This window comes from Erythrobacter sp. S57(2025), assembly GCF_057365055.1.
The window spans coordinates 1,218,760-1,232,789 of the sequence record NZ_CP200299.1 but is presented as its reverse complement, the minus strand read 5'-3'; the positions used below and the strand labels follow the sequence as shown (position 1 = coordinate 1,232,789).

The window sequence follows — 14,030 nt, the reverse complement described above, 5'->3', positions numbered from 1 at the left end:
CGCCCCGAGCCCGCCCACACTTTTCTTCGCTAGGACCGTGTAACATGCGGTCCAAGTGCCCCTCAGTTGCGATGAAGCGAGTAGAAACTGCATGACCAACACAGTCTACCCATTTGGCGGAAACGCCGCTCACAGCGATCCCAAGGAACGGGCGCGGCAAGGCGACAAGACCGTCACCGGCGGCAAGGGCGCGAACTTGGCTGAGATGGCGAGCATCGGCTTGCCTGTGCCTCCCGGCTTCACGATCACGACCGAGGAATGCGTGCGCTACTTGGCTGAGGGCGCGGACTTCGGCGATGCGCTGCGCGGCAATGTGGCAAAGGCGTTGGAGCATATCGAAGCGTCCGTTGGTAAGCGCTTTGGCGATGCCATCGATCCGCTGCTGGTCTCCGTCCGCTCAGGCGCGCGTGTGTCGATGCCGGGCATGATGGACACAGTGCTCAACCTCGGTCTCAACGATGCGACAGTTGAGGGGCTGGCGGCGACAAGCGGCGATGAGCGCTTTGCGTGGGACAGCTACCGCCGCTTCATCCAGATGTACTCCGATGTGGTGCTGGGCCTCGACCACGGCCTGTTCGAGGAAGCGCTGGAGATCACCAAGGAAGACAATGGCTTCTACGCTGACACGGAGCTGTCGGCGGATGACTGGAAGGCGCTTGTCACCGAGTTCAAAGGCATCGTCGAAGCCGAATGGGGCAAGCCGTTCCCACAGGATGTGACCGAGCAGCTATGGGGCGCGATTGCGGCTGTGTTCGACAGCTGGGATAGCGACCGGGCGAAGGTCTATCGCCGCCTCAACGACATCCCCGCAGACTGGGGCACCGCGGTCAATGTTCAGGCGATGGTGTTCGGCAATATGGGTGAGACGTCTGCCACAGGCGTCGCCTTCACCCGCGATCCAGCCACAGGCGAACGCGCGTATTACGGTGAGTACCTGATCAACGCGCAGGGCGAAGACGTGGTCGCGGGCATACGCACACCGCAGTACCTCACCAAAGCCGCTCGCGAAGCTGCTGGTGCAAAGCCGCTCTCCATGGAAGAGGCAATGCCAGAGGCTTACGGTGAGCTGGCGCGCGTGTTCGACCTGCTCGAAGGTCACTATCGCGACATGCAGGACATCGAGTTTACCGTAGAGCGCGGCAAGCTGTGGATGCTGCAAACCCGCTCTGGCAAGCGTACCGCAAAGGCGGCGCTCAAGATGGCGGTCGACATGGTGGGCGAAGAGCTGATCAGCAAGCGTGAGGCGGTGAAGCGGGTTGATCCAATGGCGCTCGATCAACTGCTGCACCCAACGCTTGATCCAGAAGCAGCGCGCAACGTGCTGACCACAGGCCTGCCAGCTTCGCCGGGAGCGGCTGCGGGTAAGATCGTGCTTGATGCGGACACGGCCGAGCAATGGGCAGGGCGCGGGGACAAGGTGATTCTGGTGCGCGTGGAGACCTCACCCGAAGACATCCACGGCATGCACGCAGCGCAGGGCATCCTGACTGCGCGCGGCGGCATGACCAGCCACGCAGCCGTGGTGGCGCGCGGCATGGGCCGACCATGCGTCTCGGGTGCGAGTGCTGTCTCAATCGACCGCGATGACCGCACCTTACGCATTGGCGACTTTGAACTGAAGGAAGGCGATGAGATCACGCTGGACGGTGCAAACGGTCAAGTGATGCTGGGCATCGTACCGACCGTTGAGCCTGAGCTGGTGGGTGACTTTGGCACTCTGATGGGGTGGGCGGACGAGCTGCGCCGGATGCGCGTGCGCACCAATGCGGAGACGCCAGCGGACTGCAAAATGGCGCGTCAGTTTGGCGCAGAGGGGATCGGGCTGTGCCGCACAGAGCACATGTTCTTCGACGCATCCCGCATCAGCGCAGTGCGTCAGATGATCCTTGCCGAAGACGAGGCCGGACGGCGCGGAGCTTTGAAGCAATTGCTCCCAGAACAGCGCGCTGACTTTACGGCAATCTTCGAAGTGATGGCGGGTCTGCCATGCACAATCCGTCTGCTCGACCCACCGCTCCACGAGTTCCTACCAACGCGCGATGAGGAATTCGCCGATCTCGCCGATGCAACAGGGCTGGGCGTCGATCACCTCAAACGCCGTGCTGATGAGCTGCACGAGTTCAACCCAATGCTGGGGCACCGGGGCTGTCGTCTCGGGATCACCTACCCAGAGATCTATGAGATGCAGGCGCGCGCCATCTTCGAAGCTGCTTGCGATGTTCAAGCAGCATCAGGCGAAGCGCCATTGCCCGAGGTGATGATCCCGCTGGTCGCAACCCGCAAAGAGCTGGCGATCCTGCGCGCTCTGGTGGACCGCGTGGCTGAGGAGGTTTTCGCTGAGAAGGGCGCGAGAGTGGACTACCTCGTTGGCACCATGATCGAGCTTCCTCGCGCGGCGTTGATGGCTGGAGAAATCGCGCATGAGGGCGCGTTCTTCAGCTTTGGCACCAATGACCTGACACAGACCACCCTAGGTGTGAGCCGTGACGATTCGGCTCGGTTCCTTGCTCCATACGTTGAGAAAGGCATCTTCCCGCGCGATCCGTTCGTCAGCCTCGATGTGGATGGTGTTGGTCAGTTGGTTGAGCTTGCAGCCGAGCGAGGCCGAGCTACCCGCAATGACATCAAGCTTGGCATTTGCGGAGAGCACGGCGGTGATCCGGCAAGTATCGCTTTCTGCGAACAGGTTGGCCTCGATTATGTCAGTGCCTCACCCTATCGCGTCCCAATTGCCCGACTGGCAGCAGCGCAGGCCGGATTGACGGACTAACGCCACCCTGTGAGGACGAGCACTTCAAAGGTCTCGGTGACCTTGCCATTGTCCTCGCGCATGTCGTCGAACGCCGCCTTCGCGCGCTCTAACCAAGCTCTGTTCAAGAGTGATGCCGGGCTGGCGAGCGAGGAGGTCAGGCCGTGATCGCGCAGGTCGTTGATCATGGTCTGGAGCGAGGAATAGCGCACGTTGATCGGATAGGCATCGACCACTTGGCGGGAAAAGCCAGCTCGTTCGAGCAGGGCCGTTCCCGCACGGTTGTCGACCTGAGGATGGATGCGCGCCGCTGGCCTCTCTCCATCGGCAGTCAATGAAATCTGGCGTAGTGCTGGCAAGCTGCCTGCGCCCGGAAAGGCGGCGACAAACAGGCCGCCGTCCTTAAGCGCATTGCGAGCATGGATGAGCGCACCGGGCAGGTCGTTCACCATTCCAAGGCCAAGCAAGTGCACATACAAATCGTAATGCGCTGCCTTGCCGGGCTGCTCTTCATCATGCTCTCCAAGCAGGGCGTGGTCAGCGTCTAGCTTGATAGACTCGAAGACCAGCTCGTCCCCGACAACCAAAGCTTGTTCCACCTCGATCCGCATAAAATCGAGGCGTTCGGCAATATCATCCGCCATTGTCTGTGAGAGATAGGATGCACCGCCATTGTGCTGACGCGAGCGAGCGCGGGTCCATTTGGCTGCTGCTCGGTTTCGGTCGAAGATGCGGGGGATGCCTGTCGTCATGGTCAAAACGCACTGCCGCGCTTGCTTCGCGAGTGCAAGCTATGAGAGAGTGCTGAGCAATGGGAATTGGGGCGCATCTATCCGAAGGGCTGAGGCCGGTCATTGATCTCGTCTATCCGCCGCGTTGCCCCTTATGCGGGGTCGCGATTGCAGCGCAGGGAGGTCTATGTGTTGAATGCTGGTCCGATTTGGAGGTGCCGGGCGACCCAGCATGTTCGACCTGTCAGCGTCCCATGGGAAGCGCTGCGTTCGCCAAATCACCAAGGTGTTACAGCTGCACAGAAAAACCGCCGCGTCATTCAGGCGTAATTGCTGCCACTTTGTATGATGATGCCTCGCGAAAGCTCATCCTATCATTCAAGCATGGCGGCAAGATCGCCCTTGCACCACTATTCGGGCAGTTATTGGCGGCGCGAATTAGTGAAGTGGAGCAGGGTGAGGGGGCGCCTCTACTTATCCCTGTACCCCTGCATCGGTGGCGTTTGTGGCAGCGCGGCTTCAATCAGGCCGCGTTGATCGCAAGAGAATTGGAGAAGCGCGGCAAAGGACGGCTGATAGTCGACGCTCTCACTCGTCAGAAACAAACCCCCAGCCTTGGTGGATTGGGCCGGGAAGAGCGGGAGGCGGCGCTGAGCGGGGCTATCAGCGTTCACAAGTCCCGCAAACGGCAGATCGAAAACCGCCATATATTCTTGGTGGATGATGTGTTGACCAGCGGCGCAACCAGCGATGCCTGTGTAGCGGCATTGCTCGATGCAGGGGCCGCTTCTGTGCGGATTGCTTGCTTTGCCCGAGTGATTGATGGGACCGGGATGGGCGCAAATAGAGGCCCAAAAAACGAAACGCCCGAGGCTGGTACAGCCCCGGGCGCCACGTGACGAAATGAAACGGAACCGCTCAAGAAGAGCTCAGAAACCGACCCCCTAACTTCGGTTTCAGGATCCTATCCCTCATCGTTCAATCGACCATTCCAACACCCCGCTGTTGGCCCTGATCGACACCCCCTGAACCTGGCACTTGAAAATGCCGTGTTTTCGGTGGACGGATGTTTGCACATCCAAGAGCCGCGTTGTCCCACTCCTCTTACCGATGGTGAAGGGTAAACGCGGATCTAGGGAAATTTTCGTGTGCATCTGTTGTTATAGTGCAACAAATCGTCGCATGAGGCGAACCACCTACCGTGCCGCGCAGCGTTTTGCGGACAATTTGGAGATTATTCGTGAGCACTTCTGGCGCGCTGACCAAGGCGGAAATTGAACAAGGCATACGCTTTGCACCCAAATTCGATTCGAATGGGTTGATGGCTTGTGTCGTTTTGGACGCTGAAACGCACCAGGTGTTGGTGATCGCTTTTGTAAACGAAGAGAGTTTGGCGCTCACCCGTTCAACGAAGAAGGTCCATTTCTGGTCGCGCTCTCGCGGAGCCCTTTGGATGAAGGGTGAGACATCTGGCGATGTGCTGCATGTTGAGGAAATCAGGGTGGACTGCGATCAAGATGCGCTAGTGATCTATGCGCGGCCTGCCGGCCCCACTTGTCACACGGGGGCACGCAGTTGCTTTTATAGGGTGCTTGATCCTGACGCCGAGAACGCGAATGCTCTCGTTAAGGTCAAGACTTGACGCTCACGTAAAGGGAAGGTATGTAGTTACTCATGGCTACAGCACCTGATCACAAAAATGACAACGCAAGCTCGGCAGGCGAAGGCCAGCTGCGCAATGGCGCCCACCTCGATCGCCCCGACAAACTCAGCCGAGAGCAATTCTCGATTTCTGATCTCACGTCAGAGTTCGAATGCACCGCGCGTGCACTGCGCTTTTACGAAGACGAAGGACTAATCAGTCCCGCACGCGTTGGGCTGACCCGTGTCTATTCCAAGCGCGACCGTGCGCGGCTTGCATGGATTATGCGCGCCAAGAATGTAGGCTTTAGCCTGACTGAAATTCGCGAAATGATCGATCTGTACGATCTTGACGATGGCCGCGTTGAACAACGCCGTGTCACAATCGAGAAGTGCAAGACGCATATCGCAAAATTGAAGGCGCAGCGCGCTGATATCGATTCGTCGATCAAAGAACTGACGGGCTTTGTTCAGGAAATCGAGCAGCTCGACCTTGGCTAAGCCAACGCGCCGAATACGTATTTAAGAACCAAACCAGCACCTAAGCTCAGAAGGGGATCTCCTGATGCCAACCTATACCGCTCCCACCCGTGACACTCGTTTCGTCATCAACGAAATGCTGGACCTTGCCAGTTATGGCAATCTGCCGGGATTTGAGAATGCCACACAGGATATGATCGATACGATCGTGAATGAGGCGGGCAAATTCGCAGCTGAAGTGCTCGCGCCAGTCAATCAGATCGGTGATGAGCAAGGCTGCACGCGCCACGATGATGGCTCCGTCACGACACCCGATGGCTTTAAAGAAGCGTATCAAGCCTATGTCGATGGCGGTTGGGGCACTCTTGCAAAGCCTGAAGAGTTCGGCGGCCAAGGCCTTCCGCACGTCCTTGCTTTTGCAATGGAAGAATTCACCGCGACCGCGAACCAAGCGTTTGGCATGTATCCCGGCCTTACCAATGGCGCGTCGGCGGCGATTGAAGCGGCCGGTTCGCAGGAGCAGAAAGAGACATATTTGCCGAAGATGATCTCCGGCGAATGGTCTGGCACCATGAACCTAACTGAGCCACATTGCGGCACCGATCTCGGCATGATCCGCACAAGGGCCGAGCCGCAAGCTGATGGCTCTTACAAGATCACCGGAACCAAGATCTTTATCTCTGCCGGCGAGCATGACCTCACCAGCAACATCATCCACCTTGTGCTTGCGAAGACACCGGGAGCGCCGGACAGCTCAAAGGGCATTTCGCTCTTTATCGTGCCTAAGTTCCTCCTCGACGAGAACGGTGAGCCTGCGGACCGGAACGGTGTCTCATGTGGCTCTATCGAAAAGAAGATGGGCATCCACGGCAACGCGACCTGTGTGCTGAACTATGACGAAGCCACCGGTTACATGGTTGGCGAAGAGAACAAGGGCCTTGCCGCCATGTTCGTCATGATGAACGCCGCGCGCTTGGGTGTGGGCCTCCAAGGCCTCGCGCAGGCCGAAGTCGCATATCAAAATGCAGTGACTTACGCGCTTGATCGTCGTCAGGGCCGAGCATTGTCTGGCCCAGCGGAGCCTGAAGCGAAAGCTGATCCGATCTTCGTACACCCCGACGTGCGCCGCATGTTGATGGACGCCAAAGTGTTCAACGAAGGTATGCGCGCCATGTGCAGCTGGGGCGCTCTGCAAGTGGATCTTACTCACAAAGCGCAGACCGAGGAAGAGCGCCAGCTGGCTGACGATCTTATCGGTCTCATCACTCCTGTGATCAAAGGCTACGGCACTGACAAAGGCTATGACATCGCGAACAACATGCAGCAGGTCTATGGCGGGCACGGATACGTCAAGGAATGGGGCATGGAGCAGTTCGTACGCGATAGCCGCATCGCCATGATCTACGAAGGCACCAATGGCGTGCAGGCGATGGACCTTTGCGGTCGTAAGCTTGCGAGCAAAGGTGGCCGCGCAGTTCAGGCCTTCTTCGCGATGATTGACGAAGAAATCGCCAGCGCGAAATCGGTTGAAGCGCTCGCACCGCTGGCTGAGAAGCTTGAAAAAGCCCTTGGTGAGCAGAAAGCTGCGACCATGTGGTTCATGAACAATGCGATGGCTAACCCGAACCACTTAGGCGCCGGCGCACACCATTACATGCACATCATGGGCATCGTTACACTCGGCTTTTTCTGGTTGAAAATGGCCAAGGTTGCCAACGAAGCACTGCAAGGCTCACCTGAGGATAAAGCCTTCTATGAGGCAAAAATGACGTCTGCGTCCTATTATGCAGAGCGCTATTTGCCCGATGCAGGAGCTCTGCGGCGCAAGCTTGAAGCGGGAAGCGAAAATATGATGGCGCTTCCTGAAGAGGCTTTCGCGACTGCTGCCTAAGGTAGCAGCCTGACGAAATACCCGTATCGTCACGTGAAAGAGGCCCGGTTCTGGGGGGAACCGGGCCTCTTTTGTGTCTTCACCAGACGGGTGTGATGCCCCGTGTCATTCCACTGGCAAGAAATCCGGCACTGACAGATACCGCTCGCCAGTGTCGTAGTTGAAGCCCATTACCCGCGTGCCTGCGTCCAATTCAGGCAGTTTCTTCGCAATTGCCGCCAAGGTCGCGCCAGAGGAAATGCCGATCAGCATGCCCTCTTCGCTGGCTGCACGGCGTGCCATTTCCTTGGCCGCATCGGCGTTCACTGCAACCGCGCCGTCAATCGCATCGGTATGCAGGTTGGTTGGGATAAAGCCCGCACCGATCCCTTGAATGGGGTGGGGGCCGGGTTCGCCGCCATTGATCACGGGAGAGGCTTCGGGTTCCACTGCATAGGCCTTTAAGCTGCTCCAATGCTTTTTCAGTTCTTCTGCGCAGCCAGTCAGATGACCGCCTGTTCCAACGCCTGTGATCATCACATCGATGGGATTGTCGGCGAAGTCCGTGAGGATTTCCTGCGCGGTGGTGCGGGCGTGCACGGCGGGGTTCGCGCCGTTTTCAAACTGGCTTGGCATCCACGCGCCATCAGTGCTCTCGACAATCTCGGTCGCGCGTTCAATCGCGCCCTTCATGCCTTTCTCTTTGGGCGTAAGGTCGAAACTTGCACCATAAGCGAGCATCAGGCGGCGGCGCTCGACTGACATGCTTTCAGGCATCACCAGCACCAGCGAATAGCCTTTGACCGCAGCCACCATCGCCAGACCGATGCCTGTGTTACCACTGGTTGGTTCAACGATAGTCCCGCCGGGTTTAAGCAGGCCTTTGGCCTCAGCGTCTTCAACCATGGCGAGCGCGATGCGATCCTTGATCGAACCGCCGGGATTGGCGCGCTCTGATTTCAGCCACACTTCGTGATCGGGAAACAACCGCGACAGGCGAATATGCGGTGTGTTGCCGATAGTCTCTAGGATGTTTGCAGCTTTCATCTCAGGCCTCCTGGGGTTTGTTTTGTTGTGTGTCTTGTAACAGATCATCTGGCGGATCGAAGGTCTTTGTCGTCCGCAACACTGGGAATATTCGGCTCCACAGCGCAACGGTTACAATTGCGCCCATGCCACCAGCTATCAAAGCGGCAACCGGACCGATGGCAAAGGCGAGGGCGCCCGAAAACGCATCGCCCCCTTCATTGGAGGCACTGATGGTCATCATGCTGACAGAGGAAACGCGGCCGCGCTTATCGTCCGGCGTGTGCAATTGGATCAGCGATTGGCGGACATAGACGCTGAACATGTCAGCCGATCCAATGATAAACAGCATAGCGAGACTAAAAGCCATCGAGCGCGATATGGCAAAGGCAATGGTGGCAAGGCCAAAGACAAGCACCGCCCACAGCATCTTTGGCCCGACATTGGTTTTGAGCGGGCGGAAAGAGAAATAAGCCGCCGTCAGCGCTGCGCCGATACCGGGTGCCATGGCCAGCTGCGCCAAGCCATCCGCGCCTACATCCAAAATGTCGCGCGCAAAAACCGGCAGCAATGCATTTGCGCCCGCAAGGAAAACTGCGAACAGATCAAGCGTGATCGCGCCCAGCACCATCTTGTTGCGGCCAACATATCGCATGCCATCAACGATCGCACCGATGGGTCGCTGGTCCTTTCGCATCGCAGGTTGAGGAACTTTCCCAACCAATGCGAGCATCACAAAGCCAAGCGCGAACAAGCCACCAGCCACAGCATAAGGAAGGGCGGGCGTGATGGCATAGAGGTAACCACCCATGGCCGCCCCGAGGATTGATCCCAATTGCCAAGCGACGGTCGAAACCGCGATTGCTGTTGGGAGGAGAATTTTGGGCACCAGATTGGGTGAGAGCGCTGACAAAGCAGGCCCGGCAAACCCCCGCGCAATCCCCAGCACAATGGCCACAGCGAACAGCACAGGCAGCGAAATGCTTTGTTGGTATGTGAACCAGCCAAGCACTGCGGCACACCCAAGTTGCAGGCAAATTGTCAGCAATCCGATGGTGCGGCGATCAAACTTATCCGCCGCAAGTCCAGTGAAAGGAGTGAGCACAAACAGCGGCAGGAATTGCAAAAGACCGATCAGAGCGAGTTGCCCCGAAGCCTCCGCAATGCTCATGCCAGCATCACGGGCTAGATTATAGGCCTGCCACCCAATGATCAGGATCATCGCATATTGGCCAAGCGTCATCGCAAAACGCGATGTCAAATAGGCTCGGAAATTATGGACCTGAAGGGGGTGGGTGGGTTCAGCGCTGCTCACGCCTGTGTCCATGACAGGCGCGGATGCACCTGCCAAGCAAACGGTCCTAATTGTCAGCGAAGTTTGTGTTTAGCGCCCTTTGCGCAGGCGAGGGTTTGGCTGAAGCGTGTCAATGATTGCCACAAAGTCATCCAAGCGAATAATCCGCTCAAACTGAAAACCAGCGCGCTCATCACGGGTCCAGATCACGTAAGCCTCAATCCGTCCCACCACAGGCAGGCGGATGATGACGCGATCACCGCGAGAAAGCTTGCCTGCATCATCGACCATAAAGCCGTGGGCAGAGAGATTGCAGACATGCAAATTGATGTCACCGTGAGCAAAATGCTCAACGATTACCGGGAAATCCACCGGATGGCGCGCCGCGCGGCGCAGGTCAGTTACGCTTAGATTAGCTCCGGCAGTCACGCCCACGCCTCCCTACAAATCCAACCCGATTTCTTTCGGGCATGAACCCTAATGCGCGATAAAGGCTGATAATTGGTAAAAAGACTTAGGATTGTACCGCAGACGCAGAACGACGCGGCGCAGCGTGTGGTTTTACAGCGTTAGTTTGAGTGGAGAGCGCGTGCTAAGGCGTCAGCAGGCCGTGCTTTTTCTTACCCAGGCTCAACTTCAGTTGCGTGCCATCATGCACCATCACCACATAGCCTGGATCAAGGATTACATTCCCGTCAATCTTGACCGCACCTTCAGCAATCTTGCGCTTGGCCTCACCGTTTGAACCGGTGAAGCCGATCTCTGTTAGCACCGGGCCAAGCCGCATGCCTGAGCTGCCCACGGCCAGTGTGGGCAGATCTTCGCCCGCGCCGCCGCCAGCGAATGTGTCGCGCGCGGTTGCCTCGGCGGCCTTCGCAGCATCTTCGCCTCGGACAAGCTTGGTCACTTCATTGGCGAGGACGACTTTGGCTTCGTTGATGTCAGCACCTTCTAGCGCTTCGAGCCGAGCGATTTCATCTAGCGGCAAATCGGTGAAGAGTTTCAGGAAGCGCCCCACATCACGGTCATCGGTGTTGCGCCAGTATTGCCAGAAATCATAAGCGGGTAGCTGCTCTTCGTTGAGCCACACTGCGCCAGCAGCTGTCTTGCCCATTTTCGCGCCATCAGCGGTGGTCAGCAGCGGCGTGGTCAGGCCGAACAGGTCTCGGCCTTCCATCCGGCGGCCCAATTCCATTCCGTTGACGATATTGCCCCATTGGTCACTTCCGCCCATCTGAAGCTTGCACTCATACCGGCGTGCCAGCTCTACAAAGTCGTAGGCTTGGAGGATCATGTAATTAAACTCGAGAAAGGTCAGCGGCTGTTCGCGGTCTAGCCTCAGTTTCACCGAGTTGAATGTCAGCATCCGATTGACCGTAAAATGAGGGCCCACATCGCGCAGCAACTCAACATAGCCCAGGGCAGAAAGCCACTCATCATTGTTGACCATGATGGCATCGGTTGGCCCATCGCCAAAGGTCAGCAGCTTTTCAAAAACTGTGCGAATACTCGCGATGTTTTCATCGATCAGAGCAGGGGTGAGCATCTTGCGGCTCTCATCCTTGCCCGACGGATCGCCGATCTTGGTCGTCCCGCCGCCCATCACGACAATGGGTTTGTGTCCTGCTTGCTGCAACCGGCGCAGCATCATGATCTGGACAAGGCTGCCCACATGCAGGCTGGGCGCAGTCGCATCGAAGCCGATATATCCAGGCACGACCTGCTTTGCAGCGAGCTCATCGAGCGCGCCGGGATCGGTCACTTGGTGGATGTAGCCGCGCTCTTCCAGCAGTCGCAGCAGATCGGATTCGTAAGTCATGGGGCAGCGCTTAACAGCGTGGGCAGGGCGGTTCTAGTGGCTTGCGGCAATCATCCCCTTACGCAATAGCGTTTGCCATGCACACACTCATGCTCCACCGCACCTGCGACCTTGGTCCGATCCGCGCAATTACCGCCAACATCGAGGCCAGCGTAGACGGTTGCGAAGTAGAATATCGCCTTGATGGCCGCGTCAATGCGGTACGTCTGCCAGCAGCTGCCCCATCGGTTCGCACGCCGGAGCTTTGGAAGACGACGTGTCTGGAATTCTTTTGGCAACCCATCGGCTCCTCCGGCTATCGCGAATTCAATTTTTCACCATCAGGGGCATGGGCGGCCTATGATTTTGATGCTTTTCGCGAAGGGATGCGCGATGCGCCGGTGGATGCAATTTCGGTCTCCAGAGCTAACGATGTGAACGGATTGGTGCTCAAAGCCAGTATTGCCGCAGACTTACCCGCGCCTGCTCAGGTGGGCCTAAGCGCGATTGTCGAGCATGCAGATGGGGCGCTTCAATATTGGGCGCTCGCCTTTGGACCGGGGCAAGCGGACTTTCATTCCGAAGCATGCCGCCAGTTGATTGTCGACCGTTAAGCGGCCTGCTCGCCAAAGGGTCCGTTTAACTTCACCACGCCGTAATTGATCGCTTGTGCAAAACAGGTCCACACCAGATACGGCACGATCAACCATGCAGCGAAACTCGATACGGGCGCGAGGACATAGATAAGCCAAGCACACGAAGCGATCAGCGCGAAGTTTTCTATAAAGGACCAATCGGGACGCCGGAATTTGAAGAACAGCGGCGACCACAGGAAATGCAACACGGCATTTACGCCAAATGCGATGGCGATTGTGGTGTGCGCCGATCCTTCCGCCTCGGTCAACCCGATATAAAGCGCCCAGCCTGCGAGACCCAAAATAAGCGTCCATGCAGGCGCAAAGGCCCAACCAGGGGGCTGGAACCACGGTTTCTCTAGATTTTGATACCACTCGCCCACGTCAGTGAGCAGCCCGCCGGCGATGTTGAGGCCGAGGCCATAGGCAATTGCGAAGGTGAGGGCGGTGTAGTCCATGGTGCCCAGCGCTATGGATGAGGATGGGTGGGACCTCAAGGCTTGCCTTTACAGCGGCACTGTTCCACCTCGCTTTGTATGACTAGCTCCGTCCAATTCGGCATTGACCGTCTGCTCGCTGATCCCGCTTTGCTCGCTGAGTTAAAGGGCCGCCGCGTCGCGCTTGTCGCGCATCCGGCCAGCGTGACTGCCGATCTGACGCACAGCCTCGATGCACTGATAGCGGCAGGCGTTAACGTCACCAGCGCGTTCGGCCCGCAGCACGGGCTTAAAGGCGATAAACAGGACAATATGGTGGAGACCCAGGACGAGACTGATCCGCAATACGGTATCCCGGTCTTCTCGCTCTATGGCGAAGTGCGCCGCCCGACCGGGCAGATGATGTCGAGCGCGGATGTGTTCCTGTTCGACCTGCAGGACCTCGGCTGTCGTATCTACACCTTTGTCACCACGCTGCTCTACCTGCTGGAGGAAGCGGCGAAAGCGGGCAAAGAGGTATGGGTGCTCGACCGTCCTAATCCCGCCGGTCGCCCGGTGGAGGGGACGTTGCTGGTTCCGGGGCATGAGAGCTTTGTAGGTGCAGCCCCCATGCCAATGCGCCACGGCCTCACATTGGGGGAGATGGGCCATTGGTTCGTGGAGCACTTCCGTCTCGACGTCGCTTACAAAGTAGTCGCCATGCAGGGATGGCAGCCTGACGCCGGCAGGTCAGCGGTAGGGTCTGGTTTTGGCTGGCCTGAGGACCGCATCTGGGTCAATCCCTCGCCCAATGCAGCCAGCGTCAATATGGCGCGCTGCTATGCCGGCACAGTGATGATCGAAGGAGCCACGGTGTCAGAGGGTCGCGGCACCACGCGGCCACTCGAAGTGCTATTCGGTGCGCCCGATATCGACGCCAAAGCCGTAATGGCGGAAATGTTCGCACTCGCACCTGATTGGTGTGCTGGCGTTAAAATGCGTGATTGCTGGTTTGAACCGACCTTCCATAAACATGCAGGAAAGCTGTGCAACGCATTGATGTTACACGCAGAAGGGCCCGATTACGACCACACGGCGTTCAAGCCATGGCGTTTGCAGGCTTTGGCGTTCAAAGCCATCCGCAACCTCTATCCCGAGTACGAACTGTGGCGGGGTACGGACTTCAAGTACGAATACACCAATGATGTGCTCGCCATCGACGTAATCAATGGCGGGCCGTCTTTGCGCGAGTGGGTGGATGACACTGGCGCTGGACCAGATGCGCTTGATACGCTTGCTTCAGGGGATGAGGCGGCTTGGGTGCAGACGGTGCGGGGGCATCTGCTGTATTGATACAGCGGGCGTTCAGTCGACAATCGTGAAACTCATA

General features: G+C 57.9%; 13 protein-coding genes. 7 read left to right on the top strand and 6 right to left on the bottom strand.

Translation table 11 applies throughout. The features are described 5' to 3' along the window. Positions 1-91 precede the first annotated feature (91 nt). Positions 92-2,770 (top strand): pyruvate, phosphate dikinase, encoded by a 2,679-nt coding sequence (ppdK, locus tag AC0V6N_RS05945; protein ID WP_486170669.1) that lies wholly within the window; start codon positions 92-94, stop codon positions 2,768-2,770. Here the strand turns inward: ppdK and AC0V6N_RS05940 are convergent. Next, on the bottom strand, positions 2,767-3,501 hold the full coding sequence (locus AC0V6N_RS05940) for a class I SAM-dependent methyltransferase (RefSeq protein ID WP_486170668.1): 735 nt from the start codon (positions 3,499-3,501) through the stop codon (positions 2,767-2,769). The genes ppdK and AC0V6N_RS05940 overlap by 4 nt on opposite strands. 59 nt (positions 3,502-3,560) lie before the next feature. Between AC0V6N_RS05940 and AC0V6N_RS05935 the strand changes: the two genes are divergently transcribed. The 4 genes from AC0V6N_RS05935 to AC0V6N_RS05920 all read left to right on the top strand — a co-directional run bounded on the left by AC0V6N_RS05935 (position 3,561) and on the right by AC0V6N_RS05920 (position 7,492). Continuing rightward, positions 3,561-4,379 carry a ComF family protein gene (locus tag AC0V6N_RS05935; RefSeq protein WP_486170667.1) on the top strand — a complete coding sequence of 273 codons (819 nt, stop codon included), beginning with the start codon at positions 3,561-3,563 and terminating at the stop codon, positions 4,377-4,379. Positions 4,380-4,720: 341 nt separating this feature from the next. After that, a complete protein-coding gene (hisI, locus tag AC0V6N_RS05930; RefSeq protein WP_486170666.1) occupies positions 4,721-5,122 on the top strand; it encodes a phosphoribosyl-AMP cyclohydrolase in 402 nt (133 codons plus the stop codon). A gap of 32 nt (positions 5,123-5,154) precedes the next feature. Then, entirely contained in the window at positions 5,155-5,622 is a 468-nt protein-coding gene (locus AC0V6N_RS05925; protein WP_486170665.1) for a MerR family transcriptional regulator, read from the top strand. A gap of 64 nt (positions 5,623-5,686) precedes the next feature. Next, on the top strand, positions 5,687-7,492 hold the full coding sequence (locus tag AC0V6N_RS05920) for an acyl-CoA dehydrogenase C-terminal domain-containing protein (RefSeq protein WP_486170664.1): 1,806 nt from the start codon (positions 5,687-5,689) through the stop codon (positions 7,490-7,492). 105 nt (positions 7,493-7,597) lie between these two features. Here AC0V6N_RS05920 and cysK read toward each other — a convergent pair whose 3' ends face one another. The 4 genes from cysK to tyrS all read right to left on the bottom strand — a co-directional run bounded on the left by cysK (position 7,598) and on the right by tyrS (position 11,610). After that, the gene (cysK, locus tag AC0V6N_RS05915) at positions 7,598-8,518 is read right to left on the bottom strand and encodes a cysteine synthase A (RefSeq protein WP_486170663.1); all 921 of its coding nucleotides are present in this window, start codon (positions 8,516-8,518) and stop codon (positions 7,598-7,600) included. Position 8,519: 1 nt separating this feature from the next. Further along, positions 8,520-9,848 carry an MFS transporter gene (locus AC0V6N_RS05910; RefSeq protein WP_486170662.1) on the bottom strand — a complete coding sequence of 443 codons (1,329 nt, stop codon included), beginning with the start codon at positions 9,846-9,848 and terminating at the stop codon, positions 8,520-8,522. Between the two features lie 33 nt (positions 9,849-9,881). Beyond that, a complete protein-coding gene (locus AC0V6N_RS05905) occupies positions 9,882-10,220 on the bottom strand; it encodes a PilZ domain-containing protein (RefSeq protein ID WP_486170661.1) in 339 nt (112 codons plus the stop codon). A 163-nt stretch (positions 10,221-10,383) separates the two neighbouring features. After that, positions 10,384-11,610: a tyrosine--tRNA ligase gene (gene tyrS, locus AC0V6N_RS05900; protein ID WP_486170660.1), complete on the bottom strand. Its 1,227-nt coding sequence runs from the start codon at positions 11,608-11,610 to the stop codon at positions 10,384-10,386. A 77-nt stretch (positions 11,611-11,687) separates the two neighbouring features. Between tyrS and AC0V6N_RS05895 the strand changes: the two genes are divergently transcribed. Next, complete coding sequence (locus tag AC0V6N_RS05895) at positions 11,688-12,203, top strand: DOMON domain-containing protein (protein ID WP_486170659.1); 516 nt, start codon at positions 11,688-11,690, stop codon at positions 12,201-12,203. Here AC0V6N_RS05895 and AC0V6N_RS05890 read toward each other — a convergent pair. Then, positions 12,200-12,682, bottom strand: a complete 483-nt coding sequence (locus AC0V6N_RS05890) for a TspO/MBR family protein (RefSeq protein WP_486170658.1) — start codon at positions 12,680-12,682, stop codon at positions 12,200-12,202. The two genes, AC0V6N_RS05895 and AC0V6N_RS05890, sit on opposite strands and share 4 nt — an antisense overlap. A 78-nt stretch (positions 12,683-12,760) precedes the next feature. Here AC0V6N_RS05890 and AC0V6N_RS05885 point away from each other — a divergent pair, with 78 nt between their 5' ends. Further along, complete coding sequence (locus AC0V6N_RS05885; RefSeq protein WP_486170657.1) at positions 12,761-13,993, top strand: exo-beta-N-acetylmuramidase NamZ family protein; 1,233 nt, start codon at positions 12,761-12,763, stop codon at positions 13,991-13,993. Positions 13,994-14,030: the final 37 nt, after the last annotated feature.